This window comes from Halogeometricum rufum (assembly GCF_900112175.1).
Taxonomy (GTDB): Archaea; Halobacteriota; Halobacteria; order Halobacteriales; family Haloferacaceae; genus Halogeometricum; species Halogeometricum rufum.
The window spans coordinates 740,824-763,679 of the sequence record NZ_FOYT01000001.1; the positions used below are offsets into that span (position 1 = coordinate 740,824).

A 22,856-nucleotide genomic window follows, 5' to 3' on the forward strand; every position below is an offset into this window, starting at 1 on the left:
CACAGAGGGCAAGAACTATATCTCGTCGTCACAAGCATCGGTCAAATGGCAACTGTAACGCTCGATAATCTACGAAAGGAGTTCGACAACGGCCGCATCGTCGCGGTGGACGACGTCTCGTTCGAGGTGGCGGACGGCGAGTTCGTCACCGTCGTCGGGCCGTCGGGGTGCGGGAAGTCGACGACGCTGCGGATGATGGCCGGCCTCGAATCGCCCACGAGCGGGACGATTCGCTTCGACGACGAGGACGTGACGGACGTGCACGCGCGGAAGCGAGACGTGGCGATGGTGTTCCAGAACTACGCGCTGTACCCGCACAAGACCGTCCGCCAGAACATGGCGTTCGGCCTGCGGATGAGTACGGACCTCTCGAAGGACGAACGCCACGCGCGCGTCGCGGAGACGGCGGAGATGATGGGCATCGAGGACCTCTTGGACGACAAGCCGAGCGAACTCTCCGGCGGGCAGAAACAGCGCGTCGCCCTCGGGCGCGCCATCGTGCGCGAACCCGACGTGTTCCTGTTCGACGAACCGCTGTCGAACCTCGACGCCAAACTCCGGACGACGATGCGGACGGAGATTCAGCGCCTCCAGAACGAACTCGGAATCACGTCCATCTACGTGACGCACGACCAGGAGGAGGCGATGACGATGGGCGACAGACTCGCCATCCTCAAAGACGGCGTCCTCCAGCAGGTGGGCGAACCGAAGGACGTCTACGAGAACCCGACGAACGAGTTCGTCGGCGGGTTCGTCGGGTCGCCGTCGATGAACTTCGTCGACGTGGAGGCGACGGGCGACGGCGGGTCGGTGACGCTGTCGAACGACGACGGGTTCAGTTACGCGCTCACCGGCGACGTCGCCCGCCGCGTCTCGGCCGTCGACGCGCGGGCGCTCCGACTCGGCATCCGCCCCGAGGACGTCCGCGTCGCCGACGCGGGCGAGGGCATCGAGGCGACGGTGGACGTGGTCGAACCCGTCGGCTCCGACAACTACCTCCACCTCGACGTGGCCGCCGACTTCATCGCCCGCGTCGACTCGGACGTGGAACCGACCGTCGGCGACACCGTCGAGGTGACGTTCGACCAGTCGGTCGTCCACCTGTTCGACGCCACCGACGGCGACGCGTTGCTGTCGGACGCGACGAAGCGAGAAGTCCCGGCGTAGCCCGGTTCGCGGAGCGACCCGTCGCCTCAGTCGTCGGCGACGACCGAGCGTTCTTCGAGCAGTCCGTACTCGTCCATCAGGGCCACCGTCGCCAGTCTGAGCGCGTGCGGCCACCCCAGCGGCGTCGCGCTGTCGGGCGTGCCGTCGTCGAACACCTGTTCGGGCAGGTAGCCGGCGTCGGTGGTGAGCGGTCCGTCCGGGAGGACGAGCGACAGCAGGTCCCGCGCCGTCTCGCCGACCGATTCGCTCCGTGCGTCGCCGCTGTCGGCCAAGAGGGCGCTCAGACTCGCGGCGGCGTGCGCGCCCCACGCCGTCGAGACGGTCCATATCTTCTCGTCGTCCTGTTCGCGCGTCCGCCAGTCGTCGCCCTCGTACCGAATCAGCCCGCTGACCGGGCCGGCCGGGTCGCGGGACAGTTCCGCCACCACGCGCTCGACGTGCGAGACGAGTCTGTCAACGCGTTCGTCGTCCACCGCGCCGACCCGCGCGTACGTCCGGTGGGCGTCGACCAACGCCAGCGTCGCGGAGTCGCACCGGTCGTCCAGCCCCGTCTCCTCGTGGTCGTCCGGGTACTCCCGGAGCGCGTAGATGCCGCGGGAGGGAACCCACAGGTCGTCGACGGCCTCGTACACCTCGTCGGCGCGGGCCTTCGCCGCCGCGGCGAGTTCGGTGTCGGTGGCCGCGAGTCGCGCGTACGCCTCGAGGAACGTCGCCGTCGTGTGGGCGAACCGGCCGGACGTGTCCTCCCACGCGTTCTGGCAGGCGACGGGGCGGCCGTCGTCGGCGAGCGTCTCGTTCAGGCCGGCGAGGGCGCGTTCCAGCGTCTCGGTGACGCCCTCGTCGTCGGCCTCCTCGAGGTACGCAGCGAGGTAGGCGACGACGCTCCCCGTCTGGTCGGCCTGATACTCCACGTCCGACCCGGCTTCGAGGCGGCCGTTCGCCCACCCCGGCGCGAGTTCGCCGCTGAACGGCCAGACGCGGTGCGGCCACGACCCGTCGTCCAGTTGCGTCTGCCGGTACGCCCGCGCGCTCCGGTCGTGCCACGCCGACAGCGACAGGTCGAGGTGGTCGTCGCTCTCTAAGAGGAAGCGCGAAATCTCCGCGTCGTCGCGGAACCAGGTGTAGCCGTACCCGCCGGAGTGGGCGTAGTAGGGGTCGAAGTCCGGCCCGGCGACCCGGAGGCCGCGGCGGCCGGACAGGAGCGAGAGGACGTGCAGGTCGGTGGCGACAGCCTCGCCGTGCGGCACGTCGGCGACGCCGTCGTCGGCCGCGGCCGCGGCCAGTTCGTCGGCGTCGTAGTCGGCGGCGGCGGTCCGAACCGCGTCGAGTGCCGACTCGCGGGTGTGGTCCGAACGGGAGGTGAGAAGCGTGGCGAGGGTGGCCGTGCCGTCGTCCGCCGTGGGGACGACGCCGACGACGTCGCCGCTGAGGTGGCCCTCCTCGTACCGGTCCTCCGCGACCGGTCGCGGGTACGTCGCCGGGTCGTCGTCGAGGAACGACTCGAACGTGCCGAACGCCTCGCCGCGGAGTTCGTCGAACCCGGTCGCACTCGCCACGTAGTCCGTCTCCTCGGCGTGGTACACCTCGACGGCGTCGCCGTGGCGGAGTTGGGCGATGCGGGTGTCCCGGCCGTCGGGCGCGAACCCGACGCAGGCGACCACGTCCACCTCGTCGGCGGCCGACGCGTCGAACCGCGTGACGTGCGTCTCGCCGACCGTCAGGTCGTACTGCGTGACGGGGCCGTGGGGCGTCTCGTGGTCGGTGACGACGAGCGTCGTCCCCGCCTCGAATCGCTGGCTGGCTGACCCCGACTCGAACCACGTCGTCACCCCGTCGTCGCCGGCCGGTCGGACCCCGAACCGGGACCGGACGATGCCCGTCAACCCGGTGAGTGGGTAGCTGAAGTCGCGTATCTGCCCGCTCTCGCCCACGTGGACGAGTCGGCCGCTCCGACCGGAGAACCGCCCGGACGTGGTCCGACACTCGCCCGGGAACCGCGTCCGGTGGTCCCGGTTTCGCTTGTAGTCCTTCAACGCGTCGCGCAGTTGCATTGTCCGCCACTCGACGGTCGGGGGTAATAACTTTTGGTGTAATTGTCGTTCACAGATTTCTGCTTCTCCGAAACAGTCAAACGACTGGCCCCGTCTCTGGGCGTATGCACCATCCCGGACCGCCCCGGTTCACGCACGTGGGCGACGCCGTCGAACTCGCGCCGCGGGACCCCGACCCGGCCGAGACGTACCGCTGGCGGGTCGTCGAACGCCCCGCCGACAGCGACCTGACCGTCGGCGACGCGCCCGTCGTCCACCTCGCGCCGGACGTGCCCGGCGTCTACCGCCTCGAACTCGACGCCCCAGACGGGACCCACCGGCAGACCGTCCGCGCGTTCCCCGACCCCCGGCGTCCGGTGCAGTTTCGGGTGGACGCGGCGGCCGTCGACGCGGCCCCCGACGCCGTCGAACGCGTCTCCGTCATCGGCCCGTTCAACGACTTCGAGATGGGGCTGACGCGGGCGACGTTCGACGGCGACGCCTGGACCGCGGCGGCGAGACTCCCGCCGGGCACGCACGAGGCCATCTTCGCGTTCGACGACGCCTTCGACCCGTACGCCCGCACCGAGGTGACCGTCGAGGGACCGGGCCGCCCCCGCGTCCGACTCGACGCCGACCGGCGGGGCGACGAGGTGGTCGTCACGGCGGACGCCCGCCCCGCACCCGACGGGGCCGACCCGTCGGTCGAGTTCTACCTCGACGGCCGCGACGAACTCACCGACGACGACGTGACCGTCTCGGGCGACGAACTCCGCCTCCCCGCCGACGCCGTCGCCGGTCGGACGCGCGTCCACGCCGTCCCCGTCGCCGACCGCCACGGCCTCTCGGACACGGTCGAACTCGGACGCGAGGGCGGAGACGTGGCCGTCTCCCGCCCTGCCGACGCGCCCGCGTGGGTCGAGGACGCCACCATCTACCAGATATTCGTCCGCGAGTTCGCGGGCGAGACGGTGGACGCCACGTTCGCGGAACTCGAACGCCGCGTCCCCTACCTCGAACACCTCGGCGTCGACACCATCTGGCTCACCCCCGTCTGCGAGAGTCCGACGCGCCACGGCTACCACATCACCGACCTGTTCGACACGGCCGACGACCTCGGCACGAGAGCCGAGTTCGAGTCGCTGGTCGACCGACTCCACGAGGCGGGCGTCCGCGTCGTCTTCGACCTCGTGATAAATCACACCTCGCGCGACCACCCCGCGTACCAACTCCACGAGGCGGGCGTCCCGGAGTACGAGGACCTGTACGAGCGGATTCCGGCCGAACGGGACACCTCGGACGTGGACTGGTCGGCCGACGGCGCGCCCGGCGTCCTGTTCAACTGGTGGTCGATTCCGAACCTGAACTACGACTCCCTGCGCGTCCGCGAGTGGATGCTCGACGTGGTCGACGAGTGGGCGCCCGTCGTCGACGGCTTCCGGTGCGACGTCGCGTGGGGCGTCCCGCACGGTTTCTGGAAGGAGGTCCGAGACCGACTCAAGCGCGAGCAGGCCGACTTCCTCCTGTTGGACGAGACGGTCCCCCGTCGCCCCGCGTTCGCGGAGAACGAGTTCGACCTGCACTACGACACCGACCTCTACTACGCGCTCAGAGACGTGGGGACCGGCGAGGCGCCCGCGGAGGCCGTCTTCGACGCGCTCGCGGCGTCCGCTCACCGCGGCTACCCCGACGACGCGGTCCACATGCGGTACGTCGAGAACCACGACGAGGACCGCTACCTCGCCGAGTGCGGTCCCGACGCCCTCCGCGCGGCCGTCGCGGTGACGTTCACGTTCCCGGGCGTCCCTCTCGTATACTACGGGCAGGAACGCGGCGTCACCGAGCAACGCGGGCGGATGAAGTGGCACGACGGCGACGCCGACCTGACCGACTTCCACCGCCGCCTCGTCTCCCTCCGCGCCGCGGAACCCGCCCTGCGCGCCGGGTCGGTCGACCCCCTCTCTCCGACCGTCTCGGGTACCGACGCGGCGAACGTCGCCGCCTACGAGCGAACGACCGACGAGGACCGCCTCCTCGTCGTCGTCAACTTCGGCGCAGAGGCGGCGACGGTGAGGTTCGACGGCGGCGCGACGACGGCCGACGGCGCGGACCCGACGCTTCCCGGCGAGATGCAGACGGATAGGAAGGACCTCCTCTCCGGTGAGAACGTCGCGACGGGCGACGGCGGCGTTCGCGTCGAGGACTGCGTCGTCCTCCGTCTCTCCTGACTCGTTCTGACCGACCCGACCGGACCTGCCCGACCAGTCGCGCCCCGACCTGACTGCCGCCCTCGCGTCTCTGGCCCCTCGCCGCCCTCGTGGACCGCCGCCGGTGCGCGAAGCCACGTCAGTATAAGTGACCCTGTTCTGCATGTCTCACCATGGAAGACGCCGCGCTCATCGAGTTGCTCCAGCGGTTCGGCTTCTCCGACAAGGAGATAGACACGTACCTCACCATTCTCGAACTCGGCGAGGCGAAGGCGAGCACCATCGCCGACGAGGCCGACGTCTCGAAGCGCTACGTCTACAGCATCGCGGAGACACTCGCGGACCGCGGCTTCGTCGAGGTGAACGACCACGCGGTGCCGACGACCATCCGCGCACGGCCGCCCGCGGACGTGGTCGAGTCGCTCACGTCGGACTTAGACGAGATGCGGCCGGCGCTCGAATCGCGGTTCTCCCAGGCGGCCCCCCGGTCGGAGCGGTTCGAGGTGGTGAAGTCGCGGGTGACGGTCATCAAGCGCATCAACGAACTCGTCGGACGCGCCGAGACGGAGGTGACGCTGGGCGTCCCGTACTCGCTCGTGGACGACGTGGCCGACGAACTGCGCGACGCCGTCGACCGAGGCGTCCTCGTCCTCCTCATCGTCACCGGCGTCGGCCCGAACGACGACCTGCCCCTCTCGGGCCTCGCTTCGGTCGTCCGGGCGTGGGAGGAACCGATGCCGACCATGCTCACCGTCGACCAGGAGGCGGGACTGGTCGCGCCGACGGAGATGGTCACGCAGTCGAACAGCGCGGCGCAGGCCATCGTCTTCGCGCAGGAACAACTCGGCCCGGTCCTCGTCGGGTCGTTCCTCGGCAACTACTGGCCGATGGCCGCCGAGACGTACACCTGCGAACCCGACGACCTGCCGACGACGTACGGCGACTTCCGCCACGCCGTCCTGCAGGCGACGGTCCACGCGCGGACGGGGGGGACCGTCGTCGCACACGTCACGGGTCGGTGGGTCCACGTCGAGGACGGCCCCACCGAACTGACGGGCACCGTCGTCGACATCCGCCAGGGACTGCTCGAACCCTCGACCAACTCGTTCCCCGTGGAGAACACGCTCGTCGTCGAAACCGACGAGGGCACCTTCAGTATCGGCGGGCAGGGGGCCTTCGTCGAGGACTTCGAGGCAGAGACGGTCGAACTTCGCCCGCTAGGCTGAGAGCCGCGGCCGCGATGCCGCCTCCTGCGGGTCGACGCTTCTCCGGAACGCTCGCGCCGAGAGAGACGTCTTCGCTGTGAGCGACTCGGCGTTCCGATTCGCGCCACTCACGATTTCGTATCGCGGTATCTGATTTATCGGTGATGAGGCGGCGCTTCGCCCGTCGCTCACGAACGGGTGGAAGACAGGCTGAGTCGTCGGTACGAGAGAGAAGGGTGGTATCGCCGCCGGAACGGGGCGGTCAGTCGGCGAACGCGCGAACCGACTCGAACTCGTTCGCCGCGACGGCGTCGCAGAGTGCCGACTCGTCCACGTCGTCGGGCATCGACCCCGGGTACTTCCGGCGGAAGTAGTCGAGGACGTTCTTCACGTCGCGTGCGAGGAGTTCCCGCGCGTTGTCGTGGTCGGTCGATACCGCCTGCGGCCAGTCGAAGACGGTCACGCCCTGTTCGCCGACGGCGACGTTGTACTCGCTCATGTCGGCGTGGACGTAGCCGGCGTCGTAGGCCGCCGCGATTTCGTGCAGGACCAGGTCGAGGACGCCGATCACCTGACCGGCCTCGAGTTTCGCCCGGTCGAGTTCGACGCCCCCCAGTTTCTCCATCACGATGGCGTGGCGGTTCTGATCGATCGGTCGCGGAACCGACACGTCGGGGTAGAGGTCCTCCAGCACCTCGTACTCGCGTTCGGCCGCCTTCCGCGCGGTGTAGAGCCACGACACGTGCTGGTTCTCGGAGGTGTACTCGCGTTCGCGCATCACCTCGCGGAAGTTGGTGTACCCCTCGCGGTGGAACTTCAGCGCCAGCGGTTTGTACGACTGCACCTCGAACACGTCGCTCTCCTTCCCGACGCCGAGGGGGGCACCGACGCCCTGGATGGTGTCTCGCTTCGAGAACGTCCGCAGGGCGAGTGCGTCGTAGCCCTCGACGGCGAGTTTGTACCCCTCGTACTGGATGGTCTTGCGTTCGACCAGGTCGCGTCGCATGCACCGGTTCAGTCGGTACTCCACGTTCTCCGGGGTGAGACCCGAGAGGTCGGGGAGTTTGCCGCGGTTCACCCACTCGCCGAAGCGCATCCCCTGTTCGACGCCCGAGAGGAGGTAGAAGTCCTCGGCTTCGAGTTCGGCCATCACGCCCGCGACGTTCCGCACCATACCCGAAGGACGCCCGCGACACCTAAAAGGACCGCGAGTCGCGAGTGATAAACCATAAGGCGCGATATAAAATTGCGTTTCGCCGGTCCGGGTCGTGCCTCGGCGGTCTCCCTCGGTGCGATGGGTCGCCTCGAATCCCCAGCGTTTACGAATGTCATTCCGTTAGGACGTGTATGGTCCCGCTCACGCGCCGACGCCTCCTCCACGCCGCGGTCGCTCTCCTCGCGGGGACGGCCGGGTGCAACGCCTCCCAGAGCAGTTCGGTGACGGGAACGGCCGCGGCCGGTCCCGCCGGTCGCCCGGCCGACGCCGTCGTCCCCGAGCACCACTCCCTCCGGAACCCGGCGGACGCACCGCCCGTGTGGCTCCGACCGGCGGACGACGAGTCGACGTCGGCGTCGCCGTCGGCCACGCCCCGACCGTCGCAAGCGCAGGGCTTCGTCGCGTCGGCGGAGACGGCAGACCGCCTCGCGTTCGCGGACGTGAACGGCGCGGCGGCGGCGCGGCGGTTCGTGTCGAACACCGACTTCGCGTCGGAGACGCTCCTCCTCGAGACGCAGAGCGTCGAGGCCTGCCACACGCTCTCGCTCTGTCACGTCTCGTGGACCGACAGCAGTATCGACACCGCCTACGGGAGCACCTACCGGGACGCCGACGTGGACTGCGACGCCGGCGACAGCGACAGCGTCTCGATGCTGATTCGCATTCCCGAGGTGCTGGACCCCGACGCCATCAGGAGTCGCGGGTCGAGTTGGGGGAGTGGCGGGTGCGACAGACGCCGCCCGCGGGAGGGCGAACCGACGACCGAACCGCCGAACTACGGGCCGAAGTCGCCGACGAACGCCACGGCGACCGGAGAAGAGGAATGACCGACGACCCCTTCCGGGCGACCCGTCGCGGGTTCGTCGCGCTGGCGGGGACCGTCGCACTCGCCGGCTGCGGCGGCCTGAACCCGCTCTCCGAACCCGAACCGACGACGATAGACGGGTCGGCGCTGCGCGAGGCGGCGTCGGGCGACCCGCCGACAGTGCCGCCGGCGGTGCCGATAGCGGTAGAACAAGCGTACGTAGACGCGGGCGTCGAGACGGTCCGCGACACCCTCGCGTCCGTCCCGGCGCCGTTCGACGAGCGCGAGGTGCCGAACGGCATGATTCGGCGCGAACTCGGGGAGATGCACGAACGGGCGACCGACGCCCTCGAAGACGTCTCCGAGGCGCCGTCGCCCGCCGAAGCGCTGGGGTCGCTTCGGTACGCTCGCGAGTCCGCCACCGCGGTGGCGACGGCGTGGCGGGCCATCGACGGGGACGTCGCCTTCGACGACGTGCGCGAGACGGCCTCGGCGGTCCGAGGCGAGATAGACGACTTCCGCGGGCGCTGGCGCTACGTCGGCGACGACCCGGTCCGGGCGGTGCTCGCCCACGCCGAAGTCGAGGACCGCGTCGCCACCGCCGGCCGCAGGCTCTCCGGCGCGGTCGACCGGTCGCGGTACGTCGCCGAGAACCCCGTCGTAATCGGCGAGATGGCCGGCGACGTCGCCGCCGCGCGGGCGTCGCTGACGCACGGTGCCTACCTGTACGACCGGTTCGTCGCCTCGCTGGCGGCGACGCGGCCGATGGGCCCGGTGTTCCGCGCGGCGGGCGAGTCGCTGACCGCGACGATGAACGACCGGCGAGAGGAACTCCCGGCCGCGGACGGGTCACCGTCGTCGTACGCCGGGGGCGACGCCGCGGAGGCGCCCGTGGGGTCCGCGCTGGTCGAACTCCGCGACGGCATCGAGTACGCCGACCGAATCGACGACGAACGAGCGACCGGCCAACGGGCGAACGTCGTCCTCTCGGCGTTCTGGACGCTGGTTCGTATCCGGGCGTTCGAGCGTCTCCGCGAACGCGTCGAGCGCGGGGACTACGTGACCGTCGAGAGCGCCGCGGACGTGCGGCGGATGCGCGAGTCGGCGTTTCGGGCGGTGGAGTCCGCGCTGGCGTCTGACGCGCCTCCGCGTCTCGCCCGTCACGTGCTCCAGACGGTCGGCGCGCTGGAGTACGTCGCGAAGCGACTGCACGAGTACGAGGACGACGACGAGGTACACGTCGACTGGCTCGGCCGGGAACTCGGCCGGTACGTCTCCGTCGAGGCGATGGCGCGGGCGACGCCGGAGACGACGAAATCCGTCGCCGACGCGATTCGGTCCGCGCGCTGACCGGGTCGCCAATCTTCTTGGCGCCGCGCCGCGACGTTCGCCCGAATGCCCGCCCGTCACCGACTCCTCCTCGCCCTCGTCCTCGTCAGCGTCGTCGGAACCGCCGTCGCCGCTCCGGCGGCCGCCCGCGAACCGCCCCGCGCCGCCTGCGCCGTCTGCACCGACGCTCTCGACGACGCCGCCGCCGCGGCGGGAGTCACGCTCGACCCCGGCGACTCGACGATGGTCGTTACGGTCGCGGAGAACGGGTCGACGCGGTGGACGGCGCGGGTCGCCCTCGCGTCGGGCGCGGATCGACTGGCGAACGACTCGCTCCGGTCGGCAGTCGTCGCCGACGCGATGGACCAGGGGCGACCCGCGGCGACGCCCGAGGACGTGTCGAGTCGCCTCGACGGCGACACGCTGGTCGTCAGCTACCGCGACACCGACGCCGTCGAATCGGAGGTGGGCGTCCTGTTGTTCACCGCCTTCCACGCGTCGGACCCCGTCCGGCCGTTCGTCGCCGGCGGCGAGGGCACCGTCTTCGTCGGCGCGGACGAACTCGTCGTCCGCGCGCCCGAGGGCTACGCGGTCAGCGGTCGATACGGCGGCGCGGCGGTGACGGCCGACGCGGTCCGATGGACGGGCGACGCGGCGGGCGAGTCGTCGATAGACCGCTCGACGGCCGTCGCGTTCGTCCCCGACGGCGCGTGGTTCCCCCGGGTTCGCGCGACGCTGGCACGTCTGCTCGTCGGGCTCTGAACGGTGCCGCGGCTCCGACTCGGTAGTGCTCGGATGCGATGCGACGCCGGGTCGGACGCGGACCCGGCCGCCGGCGTCGTTACTCCACGTCGATGATGACGGGGCCGTCGTCCCCGTCGTCGCCCTCGTCCATGCCGGCGAGTTCGTCCTCGAAGTCGAGTTCGTCGGTCAGGTCCGACAGCGCCATCTCGATGTTCCACTTGTTCGCCTTCCACACCGCGTCGAACAGCGTCCCGACGTACGGAATCGCGCCGCCCGCGGTGTCGATGACGACGTTCGCGAGCATCGCCAACAGCGTCTTGTAGGAGACGCCGAGGCGCGCCGACTCGGCCACGATGTACAGCGAGAACGCCGCGCTCACCACGTCGCCGACGACGGGAATCGAGCCGAGAATCGGGTCGAGGCCGACCCGGCTGTTCGTCCCCGGAATCCCCACCAGGTCGTCGAAGACGTACGCGACGGTACGCATCCGCTCGACGGCGGCCCGGTCGACGCTCTCGGGAATCTCTCCGCCGTAGCCGTCTAGTTCGTCTGCGATGTCTCGCTTCATAGGCACGCGTAGTCGGTGACGACGCAAAAGTCCGCTGGCTGACTGTATCGGCGGTCTGTCACTCTCTGCCGACCGAACGTACGGTTCGCCGACGGGTGGCGAACCGGCAACCGACCGCGGGGAACGACCGGCCCGCCCTCGGGTCGTCCCCGCTTCCCTTCCGCCTCGCGTCGGCTCACTGTCTCGCCGCCGCCTCGCCGCGACGGGGCCACGTTTATACCGCCCGTCGAAAATCATCGCACGATGGTGGACGGAATCGAGGTCAGGGAAGACCAACTGCGAGCGAAGGTGAAGGGCGAACGCGCCGGGGCGAACGTCGCCGGGATGCAGTACATCGGCTACGAAATCGGCCTCACCGAGAACAGCCTGCACGTCTACGGGAAGCACTGCAACGCCGACATCGCCGACGAGGACTACCGCTACATGGTCGTCCCCCTCACCAGCGTCCGCGCGGTCAAGATGGCCGACGTGAAGGACCGCGGCCGGTCCGTCGAGATTCACCTCGGCGAGGAGGACGACATCGTCCTCTACAGCGAGGGCCAGACGACCCTCGGGAAGAACCTCCGACGCCTGTTCCTCCTCGTCTCCCGCCTCCTCTCGTGACCCGTCGCGCCCGAGACCGAGGTCGTTTCCGACTCGACCGCCACCGACCGACTGATGTCGCCCGCGGCCGTCTCCGCCGACGTGACACGAACTGCCGTCGTCGTCGGCGCGTCGTCCGGTATCGGCCGCGCCCTCGCCCGCGAACTCGCCGAGGGAGGGTACGAAGTCGGACTCGCGGCCCGACGCCTGTCGGAACTCGAATCGCTCGGCGACTCCCTCCCCACGAAGTCCTTCGTCGCGCGGATGGACGTGTCGAACCCCGACGAGGCCCGCGACCGGATGGACCGCCTCGCCGACGCGATGGGGGGCGTCGACCTCGTCGTCCTCTCGGCGGGCGTCGGCTTCGAGAACCGGGAGTTGGCGTGGGACCCCGAACGCGACACCGTGGACGTGAACGCCCGCGGGTTCGTCGCCCTCGCGACGTGGGCGATGGGTCACTTCGAGTCGCGCGGCGCGGGCCACCTCGTCGGCATCTCCTCGGTCGCGGAGTTCTTCGGGAACTCCGTCGCGCCCGCGTACAACGCCTCGAAGGCGTTCGTCTCGCGCTACCTCGACGGTCTGCGCGCCCGCGCCGCCGCCGCGGACGCGGACGTGACCGTGACCGACGTGATTCCAGGGTTCGTCGACACGGAGATGGCGATGGGCGAGACGTTCTGGATGGCGTCGCCCGAGACGGCGGCCGCGCAGATCCACGCGGCGATTCGCGCCGGCCGGAGTCGCGTCTACGTCACCCGGCGGTGGCGACTCGTCGCCCTCCTCGTGCGTCTCCTCCCCGAGTTCGTGACTCGCCGCGCGTTCGACTGACGAAACCGCTTTCCGCGGTTCCGCCGTACCCCGTCACATGACCGACGACGGCGCGCGCGGCCCGCTTGCCGACCGGGAGTGGCGACTGATACGCGAGGAGGCCAGAGACGGCCCGATGCAGATGGCGCTCGACGAGATTGCCGCCGAGACGGCCGCGGCCGGCGGCCCGCGAACGGTGCGGGTCTACCGTTGGGAACCCAGCACGCTCTCGTTGGGCTACCACCAGGACCCCGAGACGGTCGACTGGGACCACTGCGAACGCGAGGGCGTCACCGTCACCCGTCGGCAGACCGGCGGCGGCGGCATCTACCACGACTACGACGGCGACGTCTCCTACTCCATCGTCGCGCCGAAGGACGAACTGCCCGGCGACCTGATGGAGAGCTACCACCTGCTGTGCGCGCCGATTCTCGACGCGTTCGACCGCCTCGGCGTCGACGCCGACTACGTGTCGGAGTCGGTGCCGGAGATATGGCACCCGGCGTGTTACCTGCGGGAACTCCACCCGGCGCACGACGTGGTGGCCGGGGGGAAGAAGGTGAGCGGCAACGCCCAGTACCGCCGGCACGACGCCGTCGTCCAGCACGGCTCTCTCACGTACGTCGTGAAGGCCGCGGCGCACCTCGACGTGTTCGCGGGCCACGACGTGACGCCCGAGGAGTTCGAGTCCCGCGTCGGCGGCATCGCAGCGTTCGCGGACGTGACGCGCGAGGAGGCGGTCGCGGCGGTCGAGTCCGCCCTCGCCGACTGGGCCGACGCGACGGTCGGCGAGTGGACGGACGACGAACTGTCCCGCGCGCGCGAACGCGCCGCGGAGAAGTACGCCGCCGACGACTGGGTCCGCCGGGACCCCCGGGAGCGCTAGAACCCGAACGTCTCCGTCTCCGCGAGACCCAACTCGTCGACGATGGCCTCGTGAATCTCGCCGACCGGCGGCGTGTCGCGCGTCGGGTCCAGCCAGTGGTTTCCGACCCACTTGTACCGAACCGTCATCTCCCCGTCGACGAGGAAGCATGACCGCCGCGCGCGGGTGGAGACGCGGAACGCTTCGTACCGCACGCCGAACGCGTCGGCGAGACGGAGGTCGGTGTCGGCGAAGAGCGGGAACCCGAGGTCGAACTGGCTGATGAACTTTCGGTGGAACCGCTGTCCCGACTTGCTCGCACCGACGACCCGTACGTCCTCGCCGCTTGCGAACCAGTCGAAGTCGCGGAACTCGCACCACTCGGAGATGCAGTCGGGGCTGAAGTCTGCCGTGTAAAAGTTCAGTAACACCGGTTTCTCCGCGGCGAGTTCCGACAGCGGCACCGTCTCCGTCCGCCCGTCGGGCCGAACCAATGCCTGTCGCACGTCCGGAACCGTCTCCCCCACCGCGAGTCCCACCTCAGACATGCTTCTTCGGTGGCGGGGGCGCGTTAATAACGTTTCTAGCTCCCGCGGCGGTTCGACGCGGCCGCGACCAACCGGCCGTCGCCGTCCGAAGTCACTATAGGCGACTACTCCCTGCGGTCTGTCATGCGAGTCGGAGCACACGTCTCGATGTCGAGTTCGAAAGTCTCCTCGGACGAGGAGACGCCACCGCACGGAAACGTCGCCAACGCCGTCCACAGACAGGTCGCCTTCGGCGGCAACTGCGGGCAGATATTCACCACCTCGCCGCAGGTGTGGCGGGACCCCGACATCTCCGACGACGAGGCCGAACTGTTCAGACGGGAGACGGCCGACAAACTCGACGGCCCGTGGGTCATCCACTCGTCGTACCTCGTGAACCTCTGCACGCCGAAGGACGACCTGCGGCGGAAGTCCCTGGACTCCATGCAGACGGAGGTCGACATGGCCGACACGCTCGACATCGAGTACGTCAACGTCCACCTCGGCGCGCACACCGGCGCGGGCGAACAGCAGGGCCTCGACAACGCCGTCTCCGTCCTCGACGAACTCGATATCCCGGACGGCGTCACCGTCCTCATCGAGTCCGACGCGGGTAGCGGGACGAAGATGGGCGACGACTTCGAACACCTCGCGTACGTCCTCGAACAGTCCGAACAGGACCTCGAAATCTGCCTCGACACCGCGCACGCGTTCGCCGCCGGCTACGACCTGTCGACGGCGGACGCCGTCGAGGAGACGGTCGCGGAACTGGACGACGTGGTCGGCCTCGAACACCTCCGGTGCGTCCACCTGAACGACTCCAAGCACGAGTGCGGGACGAACAAGGACGAACACGCCCTCATCGGCGAGGGACTCATCGGCGAGGAGGGGATGCGCGCGTTCGTCAACCACCCGGACCTCGCGGACGTACCCATGGTGCTGGAGACGCCCACCGAGGACGGCAAGGGCTTCGCGTGGAACATCGCCCGCGTGAAGGAACTCCGCGAAGACGAGCCCTGAACGGGTCCGACGCGGCCGGAGCGCTCCGGTCGCCGGACGTTCGCACCGGAACGCACGAAGGTTCATACCCGGGAAGGCGCAACCTCGCCACGTGACCTCCCGCGACAGTCCCGCCCGCACCCGCCGTGCGGTCCTCTCTCGCCGGTCCGCCCTCCGCGCCGGCGTCGCCGCCGGCCTCGGCCTCACCCTGCCGTCTCCCGCCGGCGCGGCCGACCCGTCCGCGACCGAATCGCCCGGAACCGAACCCCCCGGGACCGACCGCGCCGCCGTCGGCCCGACGGCGTCCGCGGAACTCACCGTCGCCACGTACAATCTCGGCCTCGGCGCGAACCTGTTCTCGCTGTTTCTCGTGTCTTCGACCGACGAACTCGCGCGGACCGTCGGCGACCTGTACGCCGACATCGAACGGAGCGCACCCGCCGCTCGGATGGCCGCCGTCGCCGCGGAACTCGCTCGGACGCGCCCCGACGTGGTCGGCGTTCAGGAGGCCGCACTCGTCCGGACCGGCCCGCCCGACGACGGCGGTGCCGCCTCCGAACCCGACGCCGACGCCGTCGCGTTCGACTTCCTCGCGTCTCTCACGGACGCCCTCGACGACGCCGGCGCGTCCTACGAGGTGGCGCAGGTGACGACGAACGCCGACGCGGAGTTCCCCGGCGTCGTCGACGGCGACCGGACGAGCGTGCGCCTCACCGACCGCGACGCCGTCCTGGTTCGCGCGGACGCCGACGTCGAGGTGACGGACGCGTCGGCGACGGCGTTCGACGAGACCACGACCGTCCCCGCGGGCGACCGAACGCTCGACGTCGAACGCGGGTACGGCGTCGTCGCCGCGACGGCGGGCGACGCGGCGTTCACCGTCGTCAACACCCACCTCGAATCCGCCTCCGAGAGCGTCCGCGGCGCGCAGGCCGACGAACTCGCCGCGGCCCTCGCCGCCCTCGACGGCCCGACGGTCCTCCTCGGCGACCTGAACGACGGGCCGGCGTTCGGGGGCGGCGCCTACGAGACGCTCGCGGCGGACCTGACCGACGCGTGGGACGCGGCCCGCCCGGACGCCGACGGCTTCACCTGCTGTCGGGCGACGACGCTGGACGGCCCGGGGTCGATGGACGAGCGTCTGGACCACGTCCTCGTCGACGGGTTCGCCGCGACGGACGCGCGGTTGGTCGGCGCCGACGCCGAGAGCCGTCTGACCGCCACCGTCGACGGCGACGCGCGGGAACTGTGGCCCTCCGACCACGCCGGCGTCGTCGCCACGCTCCGGTCGACGGCGGGCGGGGAGACGGCGGCCGACTCCCGAGCGAACGAGACCGGCACGGGCGGCGAGACGGCGGGGACGGCGACGGCGCCCGGAGAGACGACGACCGGAGCGGAGTCGGCGTCGAACGGGACGGCGAACGGCACCGGAACCGGGTCTGGCGGGGTCGGGTCGGCGAACGGGACGGCGGCCGGCGCGAACGAGTCGGCGGGTGCGGTCGACGCGAACGGCTCCGACCCGGCGGCGACGGGGAACGGGTCGCCGCGTGCCTCCCCCGGCGAGTCGACTCCGACGGACGCCCCGGGGTTCGGCCCCCTCGCGGCCGCCGTCGGCGTCCTCGGCGGCGTCGCCGAACTCCTCCGGCGGCGCGGTTGAGCGCCGACCCGCGCCGCTTTTGTCCGTCGGCCGAGAACGCCGACCGTGCGGAAGTTCTCGCCCGAATACCTGCGGCGGACGCGCGAGGGGATGTGGGACGACTCCCGCGAGGCCCTGCAGGACCTCTCGCTGTCCGACCGGTCGCGCGTCCTCGACGTCGGGTGCGGCACCGGCGAACTGTCGGCGGTACTGGACGCGGAGTCGCCCGGTGAAGTGGTCTGTCTGGACGCCGACCCCGAACTCCTCCGCGTCGCGCGCGAGGCGACGGGCCTCCCCGTCGTCGCCGGCGACGCCACGCGTCTGCCGTTCCCGGACGACGCGTTCGACCTCGTGGTGTGTCAGGCGTTGCTGGTGAACCTGCCGGACCCGGCGGCCGCCGTCGAGTCGTTCGCGCGCGTCTCCGACGACTTGGTCGCCGCCGTCGAACCCGACAACGCCGCCGTCGGCGTCGATTCGACCGTCTCCGCGGAGGTGGCGCTAGAGCGCTCCGTCCGGGAGTCGTACATGGCGGGCGTCCGGACGGACGTGGCACTCGGCGACCGACTGCCCGACATCTTCGAGGCGGCGGGCCTGCGCGACGTGCGGACGCGCCGGTACTTCCACCGGAAGGTGACCGAACCGCCGTACGACGAACTCGAACTGGAGGACGCGGCGCGGAAAGCCAGCGGTGCGGGGTTGGCGTCGCACGAGACCGAACTCCGGCGGACGCTGTCCGACGACGAGTACGACGCGCTCTACCGCGACTGGCGCGAGATGGGCCGGTCCGTCGTCGAACAGATGCAGGAGCGTCGATACCGGCGGGCCGAAGTCGTCCCGTTCGACGTGGTCGTCGGACGGGTCACCGACTGACTGCCTGCGGGGACCGTCCCGCGGACAGGCCGACTACCCGAGGAACAGGTCCGCGAGGTTGCCGCTGGAACTCCGTCGATACAGTTCCGAGTAGCCGCAGTTCGCGCACGTCACGACCGTGAAGCTCCGGTTCTGTACGTCGAAGAACTTCGACAGGCCGGTTCCGCTGGTCGCGATGCTGTCCATCTCCGTCTCGGTGTGACCGCACTTCGGACATCCGCGGTCACCGTCGCGGGGTTCGTGGCTCATGCAGTCTCACGCTGACGCGGCGACGACGTGTAATTTTCCGGGTTAGTCACTCGAATATCGTGACAACTGGGACGGACGGGATACTCGCGGGGTAACGCTGAGGCGTCCGGGGGCCGTGGGTCGCGTATGGTCACGGAAGCCGCGTTCGTCGTCGTGTTCGCCCTCCTCGCACTCGGCGCGCCGTTGGTGCTGTACGCCCTCATCGAGGACGAGACGAACGACCCCGAGACGATGGACCGCGCGACGGCAGAGCGCACCGCACAGGAGGAGGGCCGCCGCCGCCGTCGGTAGCGCGACTCGCCGCCGGCGCGCCCGTTCTCACACCACGTCGCCGCGAACCGTCGCACCCGTCTGGGAGGCGCGGTAGTCGCGGACGGCGTCGGCCGCCACCGACGCGGACTCCTCCTCCATCCCCAGCATCTCCAACGCCTCCGGGAGCGTCGGGAAGACGAGTTCGCCCGTGCGGAGTTTCTCCAGCGCGGACTCCGAGCGCTGGCCGTCGGCGTACAGACAGACGCCGCGCGGGTCGAGAATCTGCTCGTACGCGTCCCGGTCGATAGCGCCCTTCAACCGCTGTCGGACGTTGTCCTCGAAGGAGGCGTTGCACACTTCGAGGTGGACGGGTTCCTCCTCGGGCAGGAGGTGCGCGGCCAGACACTTCTCGGGGGCGGCGTAGCCGTTCGCGTTCGCGCGGAGGTGTTCGGAGTGGGCGTCGGCCCACTCGGCGGAGACGCTCTTGCCGACGCCCTTCACGCCGTGAGACGTCCGGAACCGCTCGCCGGCCTCGGCGTCGCCGCGCATGAGGAGGTCCTTCGTGACGTACACGTCGAGTCGTTCGATGGGGTCGAGTCCGAGGGCGACGTCGCCGTACACCCACACCTCGCGGACGGGGACGGGCATCGGGTCGGACTCGACGGCGTCGAGAATCGCCTCCACTCGGTCGATGGCGCGGGCGCGTTCCATACCCCCGACTCCGCCTTCGGGAGACAAACGGGTTTCGACAGGGCGAGCGAAGGGCGACCGAGAGACGAAACCCGTATTCGTTCCGGCGGGTAAGCGTGTGGTGATGGAGTGCGACAAGTGCGACCGGGACGCGGTGATGCACGCGGGGTACTCCGGGGCCCACCTCTGCGAGAACCACTTCTGCGCCTCGGTGGAGAAGCGCGTCCGCGGTCGGATTCGCAAGGACAGCCTCGTCCCGCGGGACGCGACGCCCGAGGACCCCGAACACTGGGTCATCGGCCTCTCCGGCGGGAAGGACAGCGTCGTACTCACCCACATCCTCGACGAGACGTTCGGCAAGGACCCGCGCATCGAGATGATGGCGCTGACCATCCACGAGGGAATCGAGGGCTACCGCGACGAGAGCGTCGACGCCTGCGTCGAACTCGCCGCGGACCTGCAGATGCGCCACGAACTCGTCACCTACGAGGAGGAGTTCGGCGTCCGCATGGACGACGTGGCGCGAGAGGACCCCGAGAACATGGCTCCCTGCGCGTACTGCGGCGTCTTCCGGCGGGACCTGTTGGAGAACTACGCCGAGGAGTTCGGCGCGGACAAACTGCTCACGGGCCACAACCTCGACGACGAGGCGGAGACGGCCCTGATGAACGTCCTCGAAGGCGACGTCAAGCAGATGGCCAAGCACTTCGACGCGAGTCTCGGCCCGTTCGACGAACGCAACCCCACGGACGACTTCGTCCCGCGGGCGAAACCCCTCCGCGACATCCCCGAGAAGGAAGTCGCCCTGTACGCGCACCTGAAGGACCTCCCGGCGCACATCACGGAGTGCCCGCACGCCTCCGAGGCGTTCCGCGGCGAGATTCAGGAACTGATGCTCGACCTGGAGGACCGCCACCCCGGTACCCGCCACTCCATCATGTCGGGGTACGAGGAGGTGGCGGAGATGGCCGCCGACCGCTACCGCGGCGGCGACGACGACGTGGACCTGAACGACTGCGAACGCTGCGGGTCGAAGACGGCGCGCGACGTCTGCCGGAAGTGCCGGCTACTCGAGTCGATTCGGGCCGTCTGACGGCGGTGCGTTCGCCGCCGCTCGAAGACGTGAAAAAAGACCGAAGTGGAGATACACGGTTCGAGGCGAGCGGAAACCGCCCGCGCTTCGTCTACCGGATGACGTCGAGACCGTTGTTCTTCTGTTCGGACTGGTCGCGGCCGCCGTCGGACTGCCACGACCCGTTGACCGAAGACGTGCTCTGCTGCGAACGACTCTGCCCGCTCCCGCCGGAGTCGAAGCTCGACGGCGCGCCCTCGATGCTCTGACGCGACTTGTCCGCCTGCTTCTGCGTCGAGGGGCCGAGCACCTGTGCCGACTGGACGCCCGTCATGATGGCCATGACGCGGACTTTCCCCTTGTACTCGTCCTGGATGCGAGCGCCCCAGATGACGTTCGCGGAGGCTTCGAGCCGTTCGGTGATGTTGTTCGCGATGCCCTCGGCCTCTTTCAGCGTGAGGTCGGGGCCGCCCGTAATGTGAACGAGGCCGCCGGACGCGCCGCGGTAGTCCACGTCGAGGAGCGGGTGGTTCATCGCGTCGTTCACCACCTCCTGTGTCTTGTTCTTGTCCTGCGTCTCGCCGACGAGCATCACCGCGACGCCGCCCTGGTTCATGATGGTAGACATGTCGGCGTAGTCGAGGTTGATGAGCGACGGCTGGGTGATGGTCTCGGAGATGCCCTTCACCGTCTCCGCGATGATCTGGTCCATCACGGAGAACGCCTTCCCGATGGGGAGGTTGGGCACGTAGTCGAGCAGACGGTTGTTGTCGAGGACGATGATGGAGTCCGCTTCGTTACGGAGTTTCTCCAGCCCTTCCTCGGCTTTCACCGTCCGCGCGCGCTCGACGTTGAACGGGGTCGAGACCATGCCGACGACGATGGCGCCCTGCTCTTTGGCTATCTTCGAGACGACGGGTGCCGCACCGGTCCCCGTCCCGCCGCCCATGCCGGCGGTGACGAACACGAGGTCGGCGTTGCCGAGGACCTCTTTGACGGTCCCCTGCGCCATCTCGGTGGCGCGCTCGCCCATCGACGGGTCGCCACCGGCACCGAGTCCCTGCGTGAGAGACTTGCCGACCAGAATCTTCGTGTCGGCTTCGATCATCTTCAGGTGCTGTTTGTCGGTGTTGATGGCCACCGTCTCCGCACCGTCGACGCCGATGTTGTAGAGGCGGTTGACGGTGTTGTTGCCGGCGCCGCCGGCGCCGACGATGACGATTCGGGGGTTCCCGAACTCGTCCTCGTCGCCTTTCGCCTCGGCGTCGCGCTTCTCGGCCTCGTCGCGCTCCATGGCCTCTCGGACGATATCCTGCATCGTCTTACACCTTGGCCCAGCCGCGCTTGGTAGAGGACTCGCGCCCCTCGACCTGTTGCTCGTTCAACATCTCACGCACGGCGGACCGAATCGCTTCGGACCGGTTCGGGAACTCCCCGGTTTCGACCATGCGCTCGACTTCCTCGATCTGCTGCTTCGGAATTCGTAGTGTCACACGCTCCATTGTGCATTCCCCCGGTAAGACGGCGCGCACGATTCGTGCGAGCGTCTTACACACCGAAATCGCCGGACAGAGGCGACATCACCCCCCTCCGAACGGTGTGTAAGACAACCGTCTTACGCGAGAGTTACCACAGAGCGACATGATATAAATGTAACGGCGGGTGTAAGACACTGACCGCATCTCCCGCATACGGACGCTTCGAGCGGTCAGCTTCGTTCGAGCACGTCCGCGGCCGACGTCCGACGACCGCACCCGGGGCAGAACGCCCAGTCCGAACGCACCTCGTCGCCGCACTCACAGAAGACGCGGTGCGTCGCCTTCTCGCCGCAGTTCGCGCAGTACACGTCGTCTGCGTCCAGTTCCTCGCCGCACTTCTCGCAGGACTTGTCCTGCGTATGCGCGTCCGCGGCCGCCGTCTCCTCTCGTGTCTTACGAACGGCGGACTCGCGCCGAGACTGCTCTTCGGCCGCGTTTACGGCCGTCTCGTCCGTCGACCCCTCGACGGAGATGTTGACGTTTACGTCGCGCGCCGGTGCGGGCGCGGACCGTCCGACTGCGCCGAACCGGTCCGCGAGGAGGGCGTCGACGCGTTCGGTGACGAGTTCGTCCACCCGTGACTGTAACACGTCGTCGATGGTGTCTCCCTCGCCGGCTTCGGCCGTTTCGCCGGCTTCGCTCGTTTCGTCGGCTTCGCTGGCGTCGTCCGTTTCGGTCGAACGCTCCGCTTCGTCGAGGTAGACGCGCAGTGCGTCGCGCATCACCTCGCTCTTGGAGGTGTCCAGTCCCTCCAGTCGCTCGACGAGTTCGTCGTCGGCGCGGAACGTTATCTTACTCATCACCTACATATTTTCACAGGTCTATTTTAATCTTCCCACGCGTCTGACGCTCGTGCCCCGCGATACGAATTGATAATTCTTAAACCGGGCGGTAGGCTACGATTGAGTGACCGCTCTTAGCTCAGCCTGGTAGAGCAGCCGACTGTAGATCGGCTTGCCCCCCGTTCAAATCGGGGAGAGCGGACTTTCTCACTGTCTCGACACCGGGAGATTTCGGCTTGTCCCCCGCTCCCGTGAGCGAAGCGAACGGGAGGCAGCGAGGCGAGCGAAGCGAGTCTCCCTCGCTTCAAATCGGGGAGAGCGGACTTCCTTCCCTATCTCGACTCGATTCCGTCACCGACGCCCGCCGTCGCTCCCGTGCGCGAAGAAAAATATAGAATTATCTGACTGTATCTGTCCCGGGTCAGTGTCGGACGCCGGTCTGCTGTGAGGGTCTACTTCTCGATCATCACTTCGGTCGCCTTCACGACGGCGTCCACCTCGTCGCCCGCCTCGATACCGAGTCGCTCGACCGACCCGCTGGTGATTATCGCCGTCACGGACTGGCCGTCGCCGACTTCGACGACGACTTCGGCCATCAGGCCGTCCGTCTCGACCGACTGTACCGTTCCGTGCAGGTTGTTGCGTGCGCTCAGCGCCATGCACTCCTCTACGCACGGTGACACGATAGCTGCGTCGTTAGCCGTGGTCACTCGTCGCTC

The 22,856-nt window shown here is 69.2% G+C and carries 24 protein-coding genes and 1 tRNA gene; 15 read left to right on the top strand and 10 right to left on the bottom strand.

Annotated features, from left to right (window positions below; all coding sequences use genetic code 11):
• Nucleotides 1-45: 45 nt before the first annotated feature.
• Nucleotides 46-1,167: an ABC transporter ATP-binding protein gene (locus BM310_RS03855; RefSeq protein WP_089804786.1), complete on the top strand. Its 1,122-nt coding sequence runs from the start codon at nucleotides 46-48 to the stop codon at nucleotides 1,165-1,167.
• Between the two features lie 26 nt (nucleotides 1,168-1,193).
• Here BM310_RS03855 and BM310_RS03860 read toward each other — a convergent pair whose 3' ends face one another.
• Entirely contained in the window at nucleotides 1,194-3,218 is a 2,025-nt protein-coding gene (locus tag BM310_RS03860) for a glycoside hydrolase family 15 protein (RefSeq protein ID WP_089804787.1), read from the bottom strand.
• A 104-nt stretch (nucleotides 3,219-3,322) separates the two neighbouring features.
• On the opposite strand from BM310_RS03860, the gene BM310_RS03865 reads away from it, so the two are divergent.
• Entirely contained in the window at nucleotides 3,323-5,425 is a 2,103-nt protein-coding gene (locus BM310_RS03865) for an alpha-amylase family glycosyl hydrolase (protein WP_089804789.1), read from the top strand.
• Between the two features lie 152 nt (nucleotides 5,426-5,577).
• A complete protein-coding gene (locus BM310_RS03870) occupies nucleotides 5,578-6,630 on the top strand; it encodes a TrmB family transcriptional regulator (RefSeq protein WP_089804790.1) in 1,053 nt (350 codons plus the stop codon).
• Between the two features lie 241 nt (nucleotides 6,631-6,871).
• On the opposite strand, the gene BM310_RS03875 is transcribed toward BM310_RS03870, so the two are convergent.
• The gene (locus BM310_RS03875; protein WP_089804792.1) at nucleotides 6,872-7,783 is read right to left on the bottom strand and encodes an RIO1 family regulatory kinase/ATPase domain-containing protein; all 912 of its coding nucleotides are present in this window, start codon (nucleotides 7,781-7,783) and stop codon (nucleotides 6,872-6,874) included.
• 173 nt (nucleotides 7,784-7,956) lie between these two features.
• Here BM310_RS03875 and BM310_RS03880 point away from each other — a divergent pair, with 173 nt between their 5' ends.
• The 3 genes from BM310_RS03880 to BM310_RS03890 are packed head-to-tail and all read left to right on the top strand — an operon-like array spanning nucleotide 7,957 to nucleotide 10,721.
• Nucleotides 7,957-8,652: a hypothetical protein gene (locus BM310_RS03880; RefSeq protein WP_089804794.1), complete on the top strand. Its 696-nt coding sequence runs from the start codon at nucleotides 7,957-7,959 to the stop codon at nucleotides 8,650-8,652.
• Nucleotides 8,649-9,980: a hypothetical protein gene (locus tag BM310_RS03885; protein WP_089804795.1), complete on the top strand. Its 1,332-nt coding sequence runs from the start codon at nucleotides 8,649-8,651 to the stop codon at nucleotides 9,978-9,980. The genes BM310_RS03880 and BM310_RS03885 overlap by 4 nt, the downstream gene beginning before the upstream one ends.
• Nucleotides 9,981-10,025: 45 nt before the next feature.
• Nucleotides 10,026-10,721 carry a hypothetical protein gene (locus BM310_RS03890; protein ID WP_089804797.1) on the top strand — a complete coding sequence of 232 codons (696 nt, stop codon included), beginning with the start codon at nucleotides 10,026-10,028 and terminating at the stop codon, nucleotides 10,719-10,721.
• A 79-nt stretch (nucleotides 10,722-10,800) separates the two neighbouring features.
• On the opposite strand, the gene BM310_RS03895 is transcribed toward BM310_RS03890, so the two are convergent.
• Complete coding sequence (locus tag BM310_RS03895) at nucleotides 10,801-11,271, bottom strand: DUF4112 domain-containing protein (RefSeq protein WP_089804799.1); 471 nt, start codon at nucleotides 11,269-11,271, stop codon at nucleotides 10,801-10,803.
• A 243-nt stretch (nucleotides 11,272-11,514) separates the two neighbouring features.
• Between BM310_RS03895 and BM310_RS03900 the strand changes: the two genes are divergently transcribed.
• The 3 genes from BM310_RS03900 to BM310_RS03910 all read left to right on the top strand — a co-directional run bounded on the left by BM310_RS03900 (nucleotide 11,515) and on the right by BM310_RS03910 (nucleotide 13,543).
• Nucleotides 11,515-11,874: a hypothetical protein gene (locus tag BM310_RS03900; protein ID WP_089804801.1), complete on the top strand. Its 360-nt coding sequence runs from the start codon at nucleotides 11,515-11,517 to the stop codon at nucleotides 11,872-11,874.
• A gap of 81 nt (nucleotides 11,875-11,955) precedes the next feature.
• Nucleotides 11,956-12,678 carry an SDR family NAD(P)-dependent oxidoreductase gene (locus tag BM310_RS03905; protein ID WP_089806999.1) on the top strand — a complete coding sequence of 241 codons (723 nt, stop codon included), beginning with the start codon at nucleotides 11,956-11,958 and terminating at the stop codon, nucleotides 12,676-12,678.
• Between the two features lie 37 nt (nucleotides 12,679-12,715).
• Nucleotides 12,716-13,543 carry a lipoate--protein ligase family protein gene (locus tag BM310_RS03910; RefSeq protein ID WP_089804803.1) on the top strand — a complete coding sequence of 276 codons (828 nt, stop codon included), beginning with the start codon at nucleotides 12,716-12,718 and terminating at the stop codon, nucleotides 13,541-13,543.
• Here the strand turns inward: BM310_RS03910 and BM310_RS03915 are convergent.
• Nucleotides 13,540-14,070, bottom strand: a complete 531-nt coding sequence (locus BM310_RS03915) for a peroxiredoxin family protein (RefSeq protein ID WP_089804805.1) — start codon at nucleotides 14,068-14,070, stop codon at nucleotides 13,540-13,542. The genes BM310_RS03910 and BM310_RS03915 overlap by 4 nt on opposite strands.
• A gap of 123 nt (nucleotides 14,071-14,193) precedes the next feature.
• On the opposite strand from BM310_RS03915, the gene BM310_RS03920 reads away from it, so the two are divergent.
• The 3 genes from BM310_RS03920 to BM310_RS03930 all read left to right on the top strand — a co-directional run bounded on the left by BM310_RS03920 (nucleotide 14,194) and on the right by BM310_RS03930 (nucleotide 17,554).
• Complete coding sequence (locus BM310_RS03920; protein ID WP_089804807.1) at nucleotides 14,194-15,069, top strand: deoxyribonuclease IV; 876 nt, start codon at nucleotides 14,194-14,196, stop codon at nucleotides 15,067-15,069.
• Nucleotides 15,070-15,160: 91 nt separating this feature from the next.
• Nucleotides 15,161-16,705 carry an endonuclease/exonuclease/phosphatase family protein gene (locus BM310_RS03925; protein WP_089804809.1) on the top strand — a complete coding sequence of 515 codons (1,545 nt, stop codon included), beginning with the start codon at nucleotides 15,161-15,163 and terminating at the stop codon, nucleotides 16,703-16,705.
• Nucleotides 16,706-16,750: 45 nt separating this feature from the next.
• Nucleotides 16,751-17,554: a class I SAM-dependent methyltransferase gene (locus BM310_RS03930; protein ID WP_089804811.1), complete on the top strand. Its 804-nt coding sequence runs from the start codon at nucleotides 16,751-16,753 to the stop codon at nucleotides 17,552-17,554.
• Between the two features lie 33 nt (nucleotides 17,555-17,587).
• On the opposite strand, the gene BM310_RS03935 is transcribed toward BM310_RS03930, so the two are convergent.
• The gene (locus BM310_RS03935; protein WP_089804812.1) at nucleotides 17,588-17,803 is read right to left on the bottom strand and encodes a zinc ribbon domain-containing protein; all 216 of its coding nucleotides are present in this window, start codon (nucleotides 17,801-17,803) and stop codon (nucleotides 17,588-17,590) included.
• 126 nt (nucleotides 17,804-17,929) lie between these two features.
• Here BM310_RS03935 and BM310_RS21215 point away from each other — a divergent pair, with 126 nt between their 5' ends.
• Nucleotides 17,930-18,094, top strand: a complete 165-nt coding sequence (locus BM310_RS21215; protein WP_177232523.1) for a hypothetical protein — start codon at nucleotides 17,930-17,932, stop codon at nucleotides 18,092-18,094.
• A 27-nt stretch (nucleotides 18,095-18,121) separates the two neighbouring features.
• Here BM310_RS21215 and BM310_RS03940 read toward each other — a convergent pair whose 3' ends face one another.
• On the bottom strand, nucleotides 18,122-18,766 hold the full coding sequence (locus tag BM310_RS03940) for a DUF7095 family protein (RefSeq protein ID WP_089804814.1): 645 nt from the start codon (nucleotides 18,764-18,766) through the stop codon (nucleotides 18,122-18,124).
• 103 nt (nucleotides 18,767-18,869) lie between these two features.
• Between BM310_RS03940 and ncsA the strand changes: the two genes are divergently transcribed.
• Nucleotides 18,870-19,838, top strand: coding sequence for a tRNA 2-thiolation protein NcsA (gene ncsA / locus BM310_RS03945; protein ID WP_089804816.1), 969 nt, complete (start codon nucleotides 18,870-18,872; stop codon nucleotides 19,836-19,838).
• A gap of 91 nt (nucleotides 19,839-19,929) precedes the next feature.
• Here the strand turns inward: ncsA and ftsZ are convergent, their stop codons facing one another.
• From ftsZ to BM310_RS03960, 3 genes are all read right to left on the bottom strand, one after another.
• Nucleotides 19,930-21,135 carry a cell division protein FtsZ gene (gene ftsZ, locus BM310_RS03950; protein WP_089804818.1) on the bottom strand — a complete coding sequence of 402 codons (1,206 nt, stop codon included), beginning with the start codon at nucleotides 21,133-21,135 and terminating at the stop codon, nucleotides 19,930-19,932.
• A 4-nt stretch (nucleotides 21,136-21,139) separates the two neighbouring features.
• Nucleotides 21,140-21,319 (bottom strand): ribbon-helix-helix domain-containing protein, encoded by a 180-nt coding sequence (locus BM310_RS03955; RefSeq protein ID WP_006056364.1) that lies wholly within the window; start codon nucleotides 21,317-21,319, stop codon nucleotides 21,140-21,142.
• Nucleotides 21,320-21,525: 206 nt separating this feature from the next.
• Complete coding sequence (locus BM310_RS03960) at nucleotides 21,526-22,155, bottom strand: double zinc ribbon domain-containing protein (protein WP_089804820.1); 630 nt, start codon at nucleotides 22,153-22,155, stop codon at nucleotides 21,526-21,528.
• 110 nt (nucleotides 22,156-22,265) lie between these two features.
• Between BM310_RS03960 and BM310_RS03965 the strand changes: the two genes are divergently transcribed.
• Nucleotides 22,266-22,339 (top strand) — tRNA-Tyr (locus tag BM310_RS03965).
• Nucleotides 22,340-22,589: 250 nt separating this feature from the next.
• Here BM310_RS03965 and BM310_RS03970 read toward each other — a convergent pair.
• Complete coding sequence (locus tag BM310_RS03970; RefSeq protein WP_089804822.1) at nucleotides 22,590-22,796, bottom strand: TOBE domain-containing protein; 207 nt, start codon at nucleotides 22,794-22,796, stop codon at nucleotides 22,590-22,592.
• Nucleotides 22,797-22,856: the final 60 nt, after the last annotated feature.